This is a genomic window from Micromonospora echinofusca (assembly GCF_017614955.1).
Taxonomy (GTDB): Bacteria; Actinomycetota; Actinomycetes; order Mycobacteriales; family Micromonosporaceae; genus Micromonospora; species Micromonospora echinofusca_A.
Map to the genome: position 1 here is coordinate 1 of NZ_WVUH01000156.1, position 16,260 is coordinate 16,260.

General features: G+C 68.8%; 16 protein-coding genes, 3 tRNA genes and 1 pseudogene. 10 read left to right on the plus strand and 10 right to left on the minus strand.

The genetic code is table 11. The features are described from left to right. Positions 1 to 244: 244 nt before the first annotated feature. Positions 245 to 317, minus strand: a tRNA-Arg gene (locus tag GSF22_RS18290). A 35-nt stretch (positions 318 to 352) separates the two neighbouring features. Further along, positions 353 to 443, minus strand: a tRNA-Ser gene (locus tag GSF22_RS18295). A gap of 563 nt (positions 444 to 1,006) precedes the next feature. Between GSF22_RS18295 and GSF22_RS18300 the strand changes: the two genes are divergently transcribed. Beyond that, positions 1,007 to 1,774, plus strand: a complete 768-nt coding sequence (locus tag GSF22_RS18300; RefSeq protein ID WP_208814841.1) for a hypothetical protein — start codon at positions 1,007 to 1,009, stop codon at positions 1,772 to 1,774. Between the two features lie 35 nt (positions 1,775 to 1,809). On the opposite strand, the gene GSF22_RS18305 is transcribed toward GSF22_RS18300, so the two are convergent. Continuing rightward, positions 1,810 to 2,580, minus strand: a complete 771-nt coding sequence (locus GSF22_RS18305; protein ID WP_208814842.1) for a CPBP family intramembrane glutamic endopeptidase — start codon at positions 2,578 to 2,580, stop codon at positions 1,810 to 1,812. A gap of 181 nt (positions 2,581 to 2,761) precedes the next feature. Here GSF22_RS18305 and GSF22_RS18310 point away from each other — a divergent pair, with 181 nt between their 5' ends. Then, complete coding sequence (locus GSF22_RS18310) at positions 2,762 to 3,880, plus strand: globin domain-containing protein (RefSeq protein ID WP_208814843.1); 1,119 nt, start codon at positions 2,762 to 2,764, stop codon at positions 3,878 to 3,880. 101 nt (positions 3,881 to 3,981) lie between these two features. Here GSF22_RS18310 and GSF22_RS18315 read toward each other — a convergent pair whose 3' ends face one another. Continuing rightward, positions 3,982 to 5,502, minus strand: a complete 1,521-nt coding sequence (locus GSF22_RS18315) for a peptide deformylase (RefSeq protein WP_208814844.1) — start codon at positions 5,500 to 5,502, stop codon at positions 3,982 to 3,984. A gap of 440 nt (positions 5,503 to 5,942) precedes the next feature. Between GSF22_RS18315 and GSF22_RS18320 the strand changes: the two genes are divergently transcribed. Beyond that, complete coding sequence (locus GSF22_RS18320; protein ID WP_208814845.1) at positions 5,943 to 6,734, plus strand: (2Fe-2S)-binding protein; 792 nt, start codon at positions 5,943 to 5,945, stop codon at positions 6,732 to 6,734. 50 nt (positions 6,735 to 6,784) lie between these two features. On the opposite strand, the gene GSF22_RS18325 is transcribed toward GSF22_RS18320, so the two are convergent. Next, positions 6,785 to 8,530 carry a hypothetical protein gene (locus tag GSF22_RS18325; RefSeq protein WP_208814846.1) on the minus strand — a complete coding sequence of 582 codons (1,746 nt, stop codon included), beginning with the start codon at positions 8,528 to 8,530 and terminating at the stop codon, positions 6,785 to 6,787. Positions 8,531 to 8,666: 136 nt separating this feature from the next. On the opposite strand from GSF22_RS18325, the gene GSF22_RS18330 reads away from it, so the two are divergent. Continuing rightward, positions 8,667 to 9,377 carry a class I SAM-dependent methyltransferase gene (locus tag GSF22_RS18330; RefSeq protein WP_208814847.1) on the plus strand — a complete coding sequence of 237 codons (711 nt, stop codon included), beginning with the start codon at positions 8,667 to 8,669 and terminating at the stop codon, positions 9,375 to 9,377. 105 nt (positions 9,378 to 9,482) lie between these two features. Here GSF22_RS18330 and GSF22_RS18335 read toward each other — a convergent pair whose 3' ends face one another. From GSF22_RS18335 to GSF22_RS18345, 3 genes are all read right to left on the minus strand, one after another. After that, positions 9,483 to 10,031, minus strand: coding sequence for a YbhB/YbcL family Raf kinase inhibitor-like protein (locus GSF22_RS18335; RefSeq protein WP_208814848.1), 549 nt, complete (start codon positions 10,029 to 10,031; stop codon positions 9,483 to 9,485). A gap of 98 nt (positions 10,032 to 10,129) precedes the next feature. Then, complete coding sequence (locus GSF22_RS18340; protein WP_208814849.1) at positions 10,130 to 10,471, minus strand: hypothetical protein; 342 nt, start codon at positions 10,469 to 10,471, stop codon at positions 10,130 to 10,132. Between the two features lie 157 nt (positions 10,472 to 10,628). Further along, positions 10,629 to 10,713, minus strand: a tRNA-Ser gene (locus tag GSF22_RS18345). Between the two features lie 296 nt (positions 10,714 to 11,009). On the opposite strand from GSF22_RS18345, the gene GSF22_RS18350 reads away from it, so the two are divergent. Continuing rightward, positions 11,010 to 11,624 carry a hypothetical protein gene (locus GSF22_RS18350; protein WP_208814850.1) on the plus strand — a complete coding sequence of 205 codons (615 nt, stop codon included), beginning with the start codon at positions 11,010 to 11,012 and terminating at the stop codon, positions 11,622 to 11,624. Between the two features lie 8 nt (positions 11,625 to 11,632). Next, a complete protein-coding gene (locus GSF22_RS18355) occupies positions 11,633 to 12,688 on the plus strand; it encodes an ImmA/IrrE family metallo-endopeptidase (RefSeq protein ID WP_208814851.1) in 1,056 nt (351 codons plus the stop codon). A 126-nt stretch (positions 12,689 to 12,814) separates the two neighbouring features. Here the strand turns inward: GSF22_RS18355 and GSF22_RS18360 are convergent, their stop codons facing one another. Together GSF22_RS18360 and GSF22_RS18365 are read right to left on the minus strand one after the other, a co-directional pair. Continuing rightward, positions 12,815 to 13,501, minus strand: a complete 687-nt coding sequence (locus GSF22_RS18360) for an HAD family hydrolase (RefSeq protein ID WP_208814852.1) — start codon at positions 13,499 to 13,501, stop codon at positions 12,815 to 12,817. Then, entirely contained in the window at positions 13,498 to 14,364 is an 867-nt protein-coding gene (locus tag GSF22_RS18365) for a GntR family transcriptional regulator (protein WP_208814853.1), read from the minus strand. The genes GSF22_RS18360 and GSF22_RS18365 overlap by 4 nt, the downstream gene beginning before the upstream one ends. Before the next feature lie 629 nt (positions 14,365 to 14,993). Here GSF22_RS18365 and GSF22_RS18370 point away from each other — a divergent pair. From GSF22_RS18370 to GSF22_RS34875, 4 genes and pseudogenes are all read left to right on the plus strand, one after another. Further along, positions 14,994 to 15,242, plus strand: a complete 249-nt coding sequence (locus tag GSF22_RS18370) for a DUF6284 family protein (RefSeq protein WP_208814854.1) — start codon at positions 14,994 to 14,996, stop codon at positions 15,240 to 15,242. After that, complete coding sequence (locus GSF22_RS18375; protein ID WP_208814855.1) at positions 15,242 to 15,601, plus strand: RRQRL motif-containing zinc-binding protein; 360 nt, start codon at positions 15,242 to 15,244, stop codon at positions 15,599 to 15,601. The genes GSF22_RS18370 and GSF22_RS18375 overlap by 1 nt, the downstream gene beginning before the upstream one ends. Positions 15,602 to 15,642: 41 nt before the next feature. Then, on the plus strand, positions 15,643 to 15,960 hold the full coding sequence (locus GSF22_RS18380) for a hypothetical protein (protein ID WP_208814856.1): 318 nt from the start codon (positions 15,643 to 15,645) through the stop codon (positions 15,958 to 15,960). Continuing rightward, a pseudogene (locus GSF22_RS34875) lies at positions 15,957 to 16,260 on the plus strand (DUF2637 domain-containing protein); the annotation flags it as partial. The gene GSF22_RS18380 and the pseudogene GSF22_RS34875, both read left to right, overlap by 4 nt.

Consider the following 16,260-nt stretch of genomic DNA (forward strand, 5'->3'; position numbering starts at 1 on the left):
CCCCGTCACCGCTTGACCAACCCCACGGGACACCCCCCGCGACGCACGAGCGTCAAACGCTGGACCCTAACCGGCCAAACCATGATCAAGACCCATCCGGACAGGGCACACGCCTGCGGGACAGACCCGGACGCGAGGGATGCTCGTCGCACGAGCACCCACCGAGCACCCAACCGTCCACAGGGGACGGAAAGCAAGAGGGCCGTGAACTGCGTTTCCGCAGTTCACGGCCCTTTCGATCTTGCGCGCCCGAAGGGACTCGAACCCCTAACCTTCTGATCCGTAGTCAGATGCTCTATCCGTTGAGCTACGGGCGCTGGTGCTCGACCAGCATACACATCCGGTCTTCGCGCGGAGACTCCGGGATTCGAACCCGGGAGGGGCTTTAAGACCCCAACCGCATTAGCAGTGCGGCGCCATAGACCAGACTAGGCGAAGTCTCCCCGGTGGCCGTAGACCACCGCCGCCCGAGGATACAGGGACGGGGCCGCCGGGAGCAAAGCGACTACCCAGACCCGCCGTTTCCACCGTGTGGGAGACGTGCATCACGGCTAGGCTCCAGCTGTATGGAGGAGCCGCCGCGCACCGATCCGCCGCGCCGCACCCAGGGTAAGGCGGCACCCCGCCCACGTGTCGCGAAACCGACCTTCACCCCACCACCCGACCCCATTCCGCCGGGGAACGAGAGCCCGGACGCTGGAGCCAGCGCGTCGGCGTCCACGCCGACGCCCCGGGCCCGGCGCGTGACGAAGGGCCCGGCTCCCGCCGGCCCGGTGCGGCCCGTGCTGTTCCAGGCTCCGGCGGAGGCGACCGCACCAGCAGGTGATCCGCAGCACACTGCCGCACCGGCCGGCGATCTACCCACCCAGGGACGAAAACGGGCGACGAAGCGCCCGGCACCGGCCCGGAAGGCCACCACACCGCACAGGAGTGTCCCCGCCGGTCCTGGCGCCGGCGGCGCTGGTGATGCGGCAGCTCCGAACCGCACCGGGTCGAAGCCGGAGGCATGCGGTCGGGGTGGACCGGTGGGCTGCGCGCACCGACGGTCGCACGACTGCTCGACGATCCCCGCCATGCCCCGGAGCTGCTGGCCTGCTCGGCGGTGGCGACGCTGGGGCCGTACGCCCGGTCCTGGGCCGATCTGATGCGGACGGTCTACCCGACGGCCGATGCCGACGGGTTGGCCCGGCTGGCCGTCCAGCGGTGCCGCCGGCTCGCTGCCGTCGGTGGCGCCACCTCGGCGCTGGCCGGTCTCCTCGCGCCGCTGGCCGAGTTGGCCACGGTCGCCTGCACGCAGGCCGGGCTGGTGCTGCATCTCGCCGCAGCCTACGGCCGGAACCCGGAGCACCCGGACCGCGCGGTGGAACTGCTGGTGCTGACCGGGGTACACGCCGATTCTGCCAGCGCCCGGACCGCGTTGGCGACGGCCGGAGTCGGTCCAGCCGAGGCGGACCCGGTCCCCCATCCGGAGGCGGACCCGGCCGGGGAGGCAACGGCCGGCCCGGCCGGGGAGGAGGCTCCGGTCGCACGGGACCGGGCGTGGGTCGCGGAGGACGACCCGACCGGGAAACAACACAGACCGGCCGGGACGAATCCACGGTTGAATCCGGTTCTCGCGGCACAGGCGCGTGCCTGGCTGGTCGTACGGCTGGCGGCGCGACTGGTACCGGGTGCGGCGGTGCTCGCCGCAGCGGCCGGCGACGCGGCGGCGGTGGACCGGCTGGCGGCCCGGGCGCTCGCCCTGTACCGGCGGCCGCCGGTCACCGGGCGCTGACGGCTCCGGTCAGAGCCAGTCGTAGACGGCGCCGGTCAGAGCCAGTCGAACCAGTCCCGGGGCAGCAGGGCGTACCCGACGAAGGCGACCACGTCGAGCAGAGTGTGCGCGACGACCAGCGGCATGACCCGCCGGGTACGTAGGAAGAAGAGGGTGAACACCACGCCCATCACCACGTTGCCGACGAACGCGCCGAACCCCTGGTAGAGGTGGTAGGAGCCACGCAGCACGGCGCTGGCGGCGATCACGGTACCGATCCGCCAGCCCAGTTCGCGCAGCCGGGTGACCAGGTAACCGACGACGATGACCTCTTCGAGGATGGCGTTCTGTGCGGCGGCGAGCAGCAGCACGGGCACGGTCCACCACAGGTCGGGCAGGGCTGCCGGCACCAGGGTGGCGTTGACGCCGAGTTGCGCGGCGGCCCAGAAGAGCGCCAGGCCGGGCAGGCCGATCAGGGCGGCGAGGCCGGCGCCGTAGGCGAGGTCGTGGCCGGGTCGCCGGGCGTCCAGGCCGAGGGTACGGGGAGCGTCGCCGGGGTGACGGTTGAGCAGGTGTACGGCGAGCAGCACCGGCAGCAGCGCAAAGATGATCTTCAGTAGCTGGTACGTCAGGTCGAGCCAGGGACGGGCCGACTGGGAGACGTTCAGCGCGGCGGTCTGCTCGGACAGCGGCCGCTCGGCGGTGAGCCGGGCGATGATCGTCACCAGGGCGTAGACCGCCGACTGCCCGAGCGACAGCCCGAGCACGACGAGGACCTCGCTGCCGAGCGTACGGCGGGACAGCGGGCGGGTGAGCTCAACCGTCACCGGACCACTGTGCCCGACGGGTGGCCCGGTCGGCAGGGGCCGGGGGACCTACGGACCGGACGGGTTGACGGACCGGGACGTACGGCACGAAACGATCGCACATTCTGTGCGACGGGTGACCACGCTCAGTCGCCATCCTGAAGTCCGCCACACTCCCCCGCCGTATCCGGAAAGGGCGTCAATGGACAACCTCGCGCGGTTACTGAAGGAGAGCTGGATCCTCGTCGAGGGGGATCGCGACCGGCTCGCCAGCTACTTCTACGCGCGGCTCTTCCTGCTCGACCCCGAGCTGCGGCAGCTCTTCCCGGCCCAGATGAACGAGCAACGGGACCGGTTGCTGGAGGCGATCATCACCTCGATCCACACCGTCGGCGACCCGGAACGGTTCGGTGAGTTCCTCCGCGACCTCGGTCGGGACCACCGCAAGTACCACGTCGCCCCGGAGCACTACCACACCATGGGCATCGCCCTGCTCGACGCGCTGCGTACGGCCGCCGGCGGCCAGTGGAACCTGGAGTACGACCAGGCGTGGCGCGACGCGTACGCGGCGATCGCCCAGAAGATGATCGCCGGAGCCGCGGACGACGGGAACCCGCCGTTCTGGCACGCCGAGGTGCTCACGCACGAGCGCCACGGCCGGGACACCGCGATCTTCACCTGCCGGCCCCTCCAGCACCGCCTGCCGTACCGGGCCGGCCAGTACGTGAGCCTGGAGGTGCCCCGCTACCACCCCCGGGTGTGGCGGACGTACTCCATCGCGAACGCCCCGAACGACGGGAACGTGCTGGAGTTCCACGTCCGTACGCCGACCGGGGCGGGCTGGGTCTCCGGTGCGCTGGTCCGGCGGGTCAGTCCGGGTGAACTGATCCGGTTGGCGGCACCGATGGGCTCGATGACCCTGGACCGGACCTCGACCCGGGACATCCTCTGCGTGGCCGGTGGCGTGGGCATCGCCCCGGTCAAGGCCCTCGTGGAGGAGTTGACCGGCTGGAACCGGACCCGCTGGGTGCACGTCTTCTACGGCGCCCGGACCGCTGCGGACCTGTACGGCCTGGCCGAACTGGAGGCGTTGACGGTCGACCATCCGTGGCTGTCGGTCACCCCGTCGTGCAGCGACGATCCGGACTTCGAGGGCGAGCAGGGGGACGTGTCGGAGGTGATCAACCGGTACGGCCCGTGGACCACGCACGACTGCTTCGTGTCCGGTTCGGCGGCGATGGTCCGATCCACGTTGCGGGCCCTGGCGCAGGACGAGGTGCCGACCGCCCAGATCAGATACGACACCTTCGGTGACCTTTAGGACTTTTCTCCCCCCAGACCGGGTCGCGTGCCCTGCCCCCGGGGCACGCGACCCGGTCCCCCGCACGGGATGCGCAGCCGGAGGTACGCTGCCGGCCGCACTCAGTACCGCCAGGGGCGGCCGGTCTCGCGGTACTCCTCGACCGGCACCAGCGGTGCGTCCGGAGCCATCCGGTCCACGTAGAGCCGGCCTTCCAGGTGATCGACCTCGTGGGCGACCAACCGGGCCATGGCGTACTCGAAGGCGGTGATGACCCGCTGCCCGTCCCACTGGGCGTGCTCCACGTCGATGCGGAGCGGACGGGGCACCAGACCGCGCTGGTCGAAGAAGGAGAGGCACCCTTCGTACTGCTCGTCGGTGTCCAGTGCGGCGTCGACCACCCGGGGGTTGAGCAGCACGATCGGCTCAGCCGAGCGGTCCGCCGGACGGACGACCGCCGCCGACCACGGGATGCCGAGTTGGGGGGCGGCCAGCCCGACCCCCTTGCTGAACGGGTGCAGTTGGTCGATCCGGGTGAGCGCGTCCCGCAGTTGGCCGACCACCTCCCGGGCGACGGTCTCCTCGCGGGGCAGGTCGAACAGCCGGGCCGGTTGGCACAGCAGCTCGGCGCCACGCTGCACGATGCCGGCCGCGCGCATCCGGTCGCTGGCCCGGGTGGCCGGTTCCGTCCGACCGGCCGGGTCGGCGGGCCGGTTGCGGAACCGCCACTCCAGCCGGTAGCGGGCGTTGAGCGCCGGCTCGTCGGTCGTCCATTCGAAGACAGCCCGCCCGGCCTCGTCCCGCCGGGCCAGCGGGGTCCGCAGCGGCCCCTCCTCCGCCGACAGCGACGTCTCCACACCCCACACGTGCGGGTCGAGCGCGGCGGGCAGGTCCAACTGGACGGTGAGCCGCCGGGTGGGGAGCCGGACCGCCCGCTGGAACCACGGGCCCCACTTCTCGTGCCCCACCGTGTACGAGTACTCGATGGTGGCCCGCTGGCCGGGATAGAGCGGGAAGCGACCGTCGGCATTCTCGAAGAGGAGCCAGACCTCCTTGAAGGCGTCCCGGTCGTGTTTGGCCCGCCAGTCCATCGGTTCCCGGTTTCCCTGGTCGTCGCAGTGGGCGCGCAGTTCCAGCTCGCCGAAGGTGAGGGGGTGGTCCCGGTGGTGCTGGTTGGACCGGACGGGGTCGCTGGGGTAGCGGTCGACGGCCACCCGGACCAGGTAGCGGGTGACCGGTTCGGTGCCGGCGTTGTAGAGCGCCCGGCGGATGACGCAGCGGTAGGAGTCGTCCCGGTGGGTGAGGGTGGCGGTCTCCTGCTCGACGATCAGGCCGGTGCCGGGTGGCATCCACTGCTCGGGGACGGGCGGGTCGCGGTGTACCGGGTTCGACCGGGCGTTGCGGAGTTCGTCGTACTCCTGGAAGCGCTGCCAGATCGCGCCGGCGGCGCCGAGGACGGCCTCGGCCCGTCGGGCGAAGTCCTCGGTGGGGCGGTGCCGGCGGCTCTCCACGTGGCTGACGTACGACGGGTCGAACCCCATCTGGGTGGCGAGCTGTTTCTTGGTCAGCCCCCGTTCGGTCCGCTGACGGGCGAGTTCAGCCGCGAACGAGTCGGCAGCCCGTTCGATGGGCGAGCTGGTCATCAGAGTCCTCATGGCCGGGGCCTCAAGTTTCCCGACGAATCTGGCGATCACTGCCAAAGTGCAACTTTCCTGACAATTGACTTGACAGTTGAATCATCTTCATCGATTATTCCGCCACCGTACCCCATCCCGACGTCGCCGAGCGAGATCATTCCCTCACCACCGGTCACGGCGTCGAGCGGTTTCCGTCGATCACCAGCGGGTAAAGAGCCGGCACCCACCGTGACGGGCCCCGACGCCGCCGGTCGCGGACACGCCATCCGAGCAGGGCCGAAAGCGATCCTGCACCCTGCGGGCGACGACTCCAGGTTGGTAAGGCTTCCCTTAGACACCACGCCCTGGTTAGGCTAGCCTTAGCTCAGCAAGGGGGCATGCACCGGCGACGACAGGGAGATGATCGAGGTGATGGTGTCGAGGCCAGCGCCGGACGGCCGTCCGGCATGACCGTCACCGTCGACCACCACGCACCCACCGCCGCGCCGCTGGCGCCGGTCAGCGCCACCCTCCGGGCCATGTTCGGCACCGACGACCTGCCCGGGGTCGTACCCGGCCTCCTGGTCACCGACGAGACCGGCTGGTGGCCGGCGACCGAACTGGTGACCGGCGACCGGATGCCCGACCTGCTCGGCGCCGCAGCCCGGATGTGGCGCGGCACCCCGCACGCCTCCGCCGCCCTGGCCTGGAAGTCGTACAGCTACTACGTGGCCCTGCCCGCCGTGCTCGGCTGGGCCTCGGCCCGTCGGGTACCGCTGCTGCACCCGGCGGACGTCCTGTTCCACTCCGCCGACCAGGGTTCGCTGCCCACCATGGGCCTGCGCCGCACCACCACGATCGCCGTCCTCCCCGGGGACCCGTTGGCCGCGAGCGGGCGACCCGGGATCAGGGTGGTCGCCGACGACACCGAACTCCTCGGTCTGCTCCGCACCACACTGCTCGACGGGCATTTCGCCCCGGTGATCACCGCCATCCAGCGGGAGGTACGCATCGGTACGCGTACCCTGCTCGGATCGGTGGCCTCGGGCATCGCGCACGGGATCCTGCGGGCGGCGGACGTCCTGCCCGGCTCCGCCGTCGACCAGATCGACACCCTGCTCGGCACCCTCGACCTGGCCGACCTGGTCGAGCTGGTACCCGGCCCGGCCGGCGAGCCGACCGTCCAGCGGCGCACCTGCTGCCTCGCGTTCACCCTGCCGAACCCGAGATACTGCACCGGCTGCTGCGTCCAGCCCTGACCCTGGGCCGGAGCCACCCGGCGCGGTGGACCAGCCCGGCGCGCAGCGGGTCAGTCCACCAGCGGACGCACGTCCCACAGCCAGACCCCGCCGGTCCGCACCGGTGGTATCCCGCTCAGTGCCGTCATCCCCTGCCGCAGCGCGTCCTCGTACGGCTGGGGGGCGAGCACCACCACGCCGGCCCGCCAGTACCGCAGGTCGGCCACGGCGGCAGCCCGACGCTGCGGGGTGACCTCAGGGACCTGACCGGTCCGCTGGATGCTCTTGAAGAACGCACTCGTGGGCCGGGGCGGGGCGGTGAAGAGCGCCACCATCGGCTCCGGCGCGTCCGGACGGGTGTCGGGCGCGAGAAAGTATCCCCGGGCCAGTCGGAGGTCCAGACCGGTCTGCGCCGACCAGCGCAACGGGTCCGGGTAGGTGTTGTCCGGCAGCGGCAGCGCCACCAGACTCCGCCCGCCCGCCAGGTACTCCCGCCAGGCCCCCGAACTCACGAACTCCGGGGTCGGTTTGATCGGTGCGCTCGGCAGCGGCGTGGGTGCGATCGGCAGCAACGCCATCGCCAGCACGGTGACGGTGGCGGCACGCAGCTGAGGCCGGGCGTCCGGGTGCCGGTCGCCGAGGTCGACGACGTGCTGCACGCCGTACGCGAGAACGAGACCGATCACCGGGGTGACGGCCAGCGCCCAGCGGGTCGGTACCACCGAGTGCAGGATCGGCAGGTTCTCCAGCAGCGCCCAGGGCGCCGGGATCCCGGTGTCCCGGCCCTCCCAGCGGATCTCCCGCCCCACGGACACCACGGCGAAGAGCAGGCCGACGGCGGCGAGACCGAGCACCACCACGTTGCGGCGCAGCCACCAGACCAACGCCGACACGAGGACGACCAGCGGCCAGCCGAAGAAGGCGTTCTCCTCACTCGGGTTCTGGGCCAACCGTTTCGCGGATCGCGGATCCCCGGCGAGCGACTCACCGGAGAAGGCCACGAAGGACGCCAGATCGGCCCGGTAGCCCCGGATCAGCCGGGACAGTCCCTGGTACGCGTTCGGGCCGAAGAACTGGACGTGGAGCGGGTAGGCGAGCACGACCGTGGCGAGCACGGCGGCCACCGCGAGACCGGCGAGGAAGGTCCGGGTGTCTGCCCGCAGATCCGGCCGCAGCGCCGCCAGGAAGGCGACCACCACCCCGAGCCCGATCGCCGTCATCAGCAGGATCTCCAGGTTGAGGAAGCCCTGGGCCACGATCAGCAGCCCGAGCAGTACGCCGTTGCGGACCGCCCGGCCGGGTTCCCGCAGCCGCAGGGTCCGCCAGACGATCAGCGGTACCAGGAACTGCGCGACGATGTTCGGGTGCCCGTTGGCGTGCGAGACCATGCCGGGGGCGAAGGCGCAGAACACCGCGCCGACCCAGGCCGCCGCGCGGGACCGGAGGAACTGCCGGGACAGCACCAGGTACCAGGAGGTCGCGGTACCGGCCAGCGCCAGGGTCAGGAAGACGTTGAACGACACCTGGGGGCCGAGGGTGAGGGTGAGCGGGGACAGCGGCACGCTGATGGCCAGCACGGAGGTGTTGGCCATCAGGTTCACCCCGTCGGGGACGTTCATCTGGTAGGTCACGAACGGGTACGCGAGCCGGCTGACCACCCGCGCCCCGTGCGCCAGCATCCACTCGAACTGGGCCTGGTCGGTCGGATTGGCGCGTACGCCGTGGCCGGGGTGGCGCCACAACCGGAGGGTCACCCATGCGGCGAGCAGGGCGAAGCTCGCCAGTGCCGCACCGTCCCGCCGACCTGAGGTAATCATCCCAGTTCGGAGAGTAGTGAAGCGTGGCGGGGTATGTGCGGTGACCGGCGAGGTGGCCCGATTTCCCTACCGTCGCCGGAGATGGTTCACTCTGTCGGTCCTGAAGGTCGAGTTCAGATCGCGAGGAATCGACGCCATGGCAGAGATCACCGGGGACCAGCGGGTCCAGTCAGAGGTCCTCGAAGGACTCGCCACCGCGGTCAATCACCGGCGCTGGTTCGTGGAGCTGGCCATCCCGTACCTCGGCGACAACCCTATCGAGATCGGCAGCGGGTTGGGCGACTACGTACTGGAGTGGGCGCCGCACTTCGACCGGTTCACCGCCACCGAGGCGGACCCGGACCGGCTGGTCGCGCTCAAGGAACGGCTCGCCGACCACCCGAAGATCGAGGTACGGCAGATGCTGCTGCCGCACACCGAGCGGGGCGACTACAGCGCGGCCGTGTCCTACAACGTGCTGGAGCACATCGAGGACCACGTCGGGGCGCTGGCAAGCATGCGGGACCTGGTCCGGCCGGGTGGGGCGGTGGTGCTGATCGTGCCCGCGTTCCAGTTCGCCATGGGTCCGGCGGACATCGCCACCGGCCACGTCCGGCGGTACACCAAGAAGACCCTCGGCGCGGCGCTGGTCGAGGCCGGACTGACCATCGAGAAGATGCACTACGCCAACGCGCTCGGCCTGATCGGCTACTTCATGGCGACCAAGGTGTTCCGCCTGATGCCGAAGGAAGGGCCGATGGTCAAGGTGTACGACAGCACCGTGTTGCCGTTGACCCGGTGGGCCGAGGAGCGGGTGCTGCCCCCCTTCGGGCAGTCCGTCTTCGCGGTGGCCCGGGTACCGGGCTGAGTTCCTTCCTTTCCACAACTCCGGGGTTGTTGCCGCCTCCGTGATGCGGGAGGCGGCAACAACCCCGGAGTTGTCGGGCCGCAGGGTGCCCCGGACGGGATCAGGTCACTCCTTGACCTGGAACGTCGGGCGGATCACCGCCCGGGCCAGGGTGTGGAACGCCAGGTTGAAGCCGACCGCCGCCGGGCTGGCGTCCGGAGTGACGTCCAGCCGTTCCACGTCGACCGCGTGCACGGCGAAGACGTACCGGTGCGGCCGGTCCCCGGCCGGCGGTGCGGCACCGCCATAACCCTGGGCCCCGTAGTCGTTGCGGACACTGAAGGCGCCACCGAGGTCGTCACCGGTCGACGTGGCGCTGCCGGCGCCCTGGGGAAGCTGGGTCACCGACACCGGCAGGTTGACCAGTACCCAGTGCCAGAAGCCGCTGCCGGTCGGAGCGTCCGGGTCGAAGCAGGTGACCACGAAGCTCTTCGTCTCGGCGGGGAAGTCCGACCAGGCGAGCTGCGGGGACAGGTTCTCCCCGCCGACGCTGCCGTGCGCGAAGGTCGACTCCATCGGCTCGCCGTTCTGCACGTCCTTGCTGGTCAGCGTGAACGGCGGGACGGTCGGCAGCAGCTCGTACGGGTCCGGGGCGATGGGGCGCTCAAGGGTCATCGCGGAAGTCCTTCCGGTATGCGGATCGCTGCGCCTCTTCTTACCCCGAGGCGGGCGGCGAACCGCACCCGACATCCCGGGCGCCGGCGCCCGGTACCTCAGAACTCGCCCACTCCCGGGTGCTGCCCACGTCCACCGCCGCCGCTGCCGTACAGACCGGTGCCGAACGCGTCCATGGCCTCGGCCTCGGGGCCGGAGAGTCGAACGGTGGTCTCCGGCGCGACCGGCCCTGGCCCGTGGATCAGCGTGCCAGCGGCTCCGACCAGACCAATCAAGCCGAGCACCGTGAACAATCCGCCACAGATGAGTCGGGAGGCGAGGGTTCCCTCGCCCCAACCACCGAAGGTGATCACCCCAGCAAGGGTCAGCACGCCGACCACGACGGGTCCTATGCTGAGCACCGCCACGCCCGACATCCGCACACACTCGTCCCGGGTCATCGGCCGGGTCCTCTGCCGCCCCATGTCATCGAGGCTAGGCGGACCAGCCGTACGGCGTGCCGGGGTCGTGCCGGGTTCGGCAGATGGCGCCGAGAACAAATGCAGGAGCGGCCCGCAGCGCCGACCCGGCCGGTGGGATCCGATGACGCTCGGGATGCGGAGGGTGTGGGATTCGAACCCACGAAGAGGTTGCCCCCTTACCGGTTTTCAAGACCACGTAGCTCATGGGAGTGACCTCCTCCTACGTGTTCCGGCACGCATCCTCCGACACGGATGCGACACCGCCCCCACTGGTCCACCAGCCGGCACGGCAGACCAGTGCTCCAGCAAGGCCGGACCTGATCTTATGCTGCTCCAACCTCGCACCGGCCGCGTCCGGTCCGCGACCGCTCAGCACTACCGGCGGACGCGTGAAACGATCATGGCCGGGTTGACGCGCGCGAGCCCAGGACGAACACGTCCGAGGGGCGCTGACCTGGACGTGGAATGAAACTCGGAATATTTGACACGGGTTCTGCAACCTGGCATGCTCGTCCGGGTGAAGATCGCTGAGCCTCTGGATCGGACGGCCTGCTACGGCATCCTGAAGCCGTACCTCGCCGACCTTGACGAGTCCTTCCGGGCCGCCATGCGGCGCTGGCAGACGTGGTTGGGTCAGCTCGACGGCCCCCCGACGGACGTGTCCCCCCGAGCACGGGCGAACACGCTGTACGACTTCATCGTCGCTGAGGTCACGAAGCGGTTCCTCGGCAAGGACCATGTCCGGGTCCGCAAGGAGCGGGGTTTCCTGGTGGTGCGGTTCCACGACCAGGTCGCGATGCGGTTCAAGAAGTTCCGGGGCAAGAACCTGAAGACCAGCAGCGGCTACACCCAGCAGGCTCTGGCGTTTGCCGGGCAGACCCTCGAACTCTCCGAAAGTTCGATCCAGCCGATGACTCACGTGGTCGCCGGGTACCTGCTCGACGACTTGGAGATCGACATCTCCAAGGTGGCCGTGACGTGCTCGCTGTACGGCGAGCACATGTGGGCCCCGATTCAGATCTTCAGCGACAACGTGGTCGTACCCTCCCAGCCCACCGCCGACTCCGGTCCGCGACCGGTCGTTCGGAGCAAGCGCACCAAGCGGGCCGACGAAGCGGTCAACGAGTCCTAGGGAATGTGATGAACGAGAACCCTCGCATGCTCGTCGTAGCACGGGAGGCGCAGGGGCTAACGCAAGAAGAGCTAGCCCGGGAAGCCGGGCTAGCTCAATCAACCTTGAGCAAGGCCGAGAACGGCCTGAGGCCCCTTCCCGTAACGGACCTTCCAAACGTAGCCGAAGTGCTCCATGTGACGCCCGACCTACTCTGCTGGCAAGATGAGATTTACGGGTTTGGGAGTGCTAGCTTCTTTCACCGGAAGCAACAAAGCCTCTCGCAGCGGACACTACGCAAAGTTCAGGCACAAATCAATCTACTCCGAATGCGAATTCAGAGATTGCTGAGTGATATCGACATCGGGACGGAGTTTACGATCCCGAGAATTGATGTCGACCAAGCCGGCAGTGCCTATGAAGCCGCGCGCCGCGTGCGCGCGGCTTGGCGTTTACCCATGGGCCCTATTGCCAACTTGGTAAACGTGGTCGAGGCTGCGGGAGGCGTCGTAGCCCGGCGCGATTTCCAGACTCATCGCATTGACGCGATAAGCGTTTGGCATCCAGGAAGCGGCCCACTATTTGCCCTTAACTCAGAACTAACTCCAGAGAGACAACGATTTGTTCTAGCACATGAGTTAGGGCATATGGTGATGCACGAAGGCGAACCCCCACGGGAAACGGCAGAGAGCGAGGCCGATGAATTCGCGGAAGAACTGCTGATGCCAGCAGCGGAAATCCACCGCGATTTACGGGACATCGACGTGAGAAAGGCTGCGGCACTTAAGCCTTACTGGAAGGTGCCGATGCAGTCTCTAATCATCAGAGCCCAGCGCTTGAATACCATCACACCGAACCGCTGCCGAAGTCTCCACTCTTACATGAACAAGGCGGGCTATCTGAACAGCGAGCCGATGCCCCTTGAGAGAGAGGAACCGCAAGTGATGCGCGAGCTGATGAGAATACATCTGGATGAGCACGCATACACCCAAGAAGAGCTTGCCAAGGTTGTAGGCATGAGCGCCGCAGACCTAGGCGCGGAATTTCCGATGCCTAAGCAGTCCCGCCTGCGCGTAGTTCGCTAATAGGCATAGCGGCCCGTCCAGCGAGTGCTGCCGCCTCCTTTCGGGGCGGCAGCACTCTGCATACCTGGCGGAAAAGACAGAAGGGCCGCTGGCGCATGTGCCACCATTATTGGCGCGCTTCAACACTCATAAACTTAGCAGTGCGCCGGCTATTGCAACCATACTAACAACCACCCCGTCTGCTTCGGCAGCCCGAAAAGCATCAACCTTGGCTGGCCGATTAGCGTAACCGATCACCCGCACCCCGGCGGCTCGGGCACCCTTAATATCCGAGAGCGAATCGCCTATTAGAAGGCACTGGCTTGCTGGCTCGCCGACAGCGTGCACGGCTTGAAGGATCACCTCGGGATTGGGTTTCATGCGGTCGGGGTCGGCGTACACACGGCCGACCACCGGCGAAATGTAGGCCGCAAGCCGGTGCGCTGTCAGGTACGCGCTCACCGCACCGGCTGAGTTGTTACTAACCACCGCCACCGGCAACCCGGCCTGGCGTGCCGCTACGATCACTTCCCGGCCATACGGCGTCGGTTCGGCAGTCTCGACGGCCCGGCACTCGGCCGCGCAGAGAGCGTCCTCTACCGCTCGCGTGACGTCCTGGTCGCCAGCCGCTCCGGTACGGCGTAGCACCTCGAGTGGGTCTGGTTCGCTGGCAAGGTCGGGCGGCACGTCGACGCCGTGACGCCGGAGCACGCCGACCAGTTCAGCGGCAACCTGCGGCGCTGGGTAGCCAGCAAACACGCTGCACACCGGACCATCGAAGTCGAGCAGCAGCGCACCAGCCCCGGCTAGTAGCCGGTCAAGGTCGGCGCTCATCCGTCGTACCGGTAGGCGATGGTCGACCACACCGAGTCGAACCACTGGCGGGACGCTTCCACGAACTGCGTTCCGTGCGAGGTGTCGTCATCGGTGACCGCGTAGTGGAACAGCGGCACGTCTTTCCCCATCAGGTCATAGATGGCCAACGGCTCACCCTTGACCGAGACGGTGCGCTCTACAACTGGGTAGAAACCGTAGAAGACTTCCTCGCCGTTGAGGATGTAGAGCTTGAACAGCGGAGATGCTCGGTGCATCCGCACCTCGACGGTGGTCGACCGGATCAGCCCGAGGTCGCCCAGCTCGGTGACCTGATCGATGATCCCGTCCGCCGCGCGACGGGTGATCCGCTCTGCCCGTTCGCGTACGGACGGATCATCGGCCTGAGTCTCGGCCCGCGCTGGCAGCGCCATCGGCGCGGTCATGTCGGAGATCAGGACTCGCACGGCGATCGTCTCCGGCGCGAGCCGTCCGACACGCACCTTGTCGAGCGCTTCGGCGAGCGCGTCCCGAAGCGTCTCGCCCGAGAAGCCGGCAAAGTCGATGGTGACGTGAGGGCGTTCGAACGCCGCTTCGATGTGCGGACGCAGCTCGACAGCGCGCTGTGTCTGCGCTCGGACGAACGCGCCGCTGCCCTGCCGGGAGACGATCAGCCGCTCTGCCCGGAGCAGGTCAAGCGCGCGCTTGACCGTTTCCCGGGCTACGCCATAGCGCGCTGCTAGCTCCGGCTGTGATGGCAGCTTGTCACCGGGAGCAAGCCGGCGCGTGAGGATGGCCGCCCGCAGCTTGTTGGCGATCTGCTGCGACGCCTGTTTTGGGTCATCGGGATCTAGCTGGCCGAGGAAGTCAAGGTTCTCGCTCACCCGTCCACGGTAGCTCTGACTAGCCAAGTTGGGAAAGTTTGCCGCGCCATCTTGACCTGACTAGCCAGGAACACCTACCGTCATCCCATCGCACCTGGCTAGCCAGGAACGACAAGCCGGTTGGTTGGCGGCGTCGGCGTTGCGGCTTCGGCTGCAGCGTTCGCGTACGGACCGCTGCGCGCTCGCTCATTGAGAACTCAACAGTGACGTTCTGCAACAAGCGCGGACAGAGTCGCCCTCGGTAGACCCCTGCCTTGAGCCACACGGCGTGGCCGACCCCCGGTGCAGAACCGGGGCGAGCGGGGTGTTGGGCAAGGGCGACGTCCGCTCGCACTACACGGCACGGATGTTGCCGTACCGCTATCTCGTGCTGGCGGTGGTGTTGGGCCAGGTCATGGCCCGCGCCGCCGGCCTCTCTTCTCTCCCGTTCGGACTGACTGAGGAGTCGTCGTGACCGTGAACATCGCGTCAGTGGTTCGCCTGACGACGAAGCGTCGGGCGGTGTTTCAGACCTGCACGTGTGGGGCGGTGGTGGCGCTGTCGCCCGGTGACACCCACTGCCAGCCCTCGTCTTCGACCCGTTCCGCCCGTCGCCGGGCGGCATGACCCTGTCGGAAAGGAACCACCTGATGAACCCGAACCGAACCGTCGACCTGGACGAGCCGACGCCCGACGCGCTGGCCGCCATCGACGCCGAATGGCCGCTGATCGACGCCGAGTTGGCGTTGCTCGACGCCGAGATCACCATGCTCTACGCCGAAGACCGGGGCGGCCCGGACGAACTGGACTGGCGCCGGTTGCGCCGCGCCGAAGCCCGCGTGACCCGCGTTGCCGCCGAGGTCGCCTCCCGGTCGGGGACCTTCCGGCGTACGGCCTGATGGGTCGTATCCGCGCCGCCTACTGGGACCCCGAGGGCACCCGGTACGGCATCCCAACGTTCTGGTGGCAGGGCGCCTCGCCCGGCTACGCCACCCGCCGGCAACTGCGCGCCCGAGGGCTACGCCCCGGTGGTCAACCGATCGCCGGGCAGATCCTCTGGCGCGGTATCGGCGGCACCCGAGCCGCGTACCTGTACCGGCTGGACCTGGCCCGACCGAAGCGCACCGCCACCCCCGCCCAGCTCCGCGCGGTCCGCGCCGCGCTGACCGCCCGCCGGACCTGCCCGACCTGCCGGCAGGTGCGCCCGTACTACATCCCGCGCTCGCGTGGCGAGTGCCTGACCTGTTTGCCCCTGTGAAGGAGCCTGTGGTGAGTATCCGCAAGAGCCGACGCGCGGTCATGGCCGAACTGCTGTTGCTGGCCAACCCGAACATGATCCGCACCCATGGTGACGGCATGTCCCTGTCCGTGGACTTCGACAGCATCGCTGACCTGCGGTCGTGGCTGCGGCTGGCCGGGCTGGACAGCCCGGACCTGCTGACCGGCGAGCGCAACGGCACCACCGACGACGGACGGCCCTACCGGCGCATGAACGCCTACCCGACGTGGCACGGGTGGGAGATCTACGCCAGCGCCAAGGACTACACCGACGCTTCTCCGCTCGACCCGACCACCACCGACCGGCTCACCGCCCTGACGGTGGAGGTGCCGGCATGACCGCCCCCACCATCAACGGCACCCGCTACCCCCAACCGGTCGAAGACCTGTTGCCCGCCGCCCGCGCCCTGGACCTGCCCGACGGGCAGCGGCTCCCGTCGCGTAACCGGCTGATGCGGGAGTTCCGCATCGGTGCCGCCAAGGCCGATGTCCTGCGCTCCCTGCTGATGAAGGAAGGCATCCACCGGGACCTGGACGCCGCGAAGCAGGCGGGCACGCTGACCGAACTCGGTATCCACCCCGACACCACCGGACCGGCACCGGTCCCGTTCGACTATGCCGAACCGATCGGCCCGGACC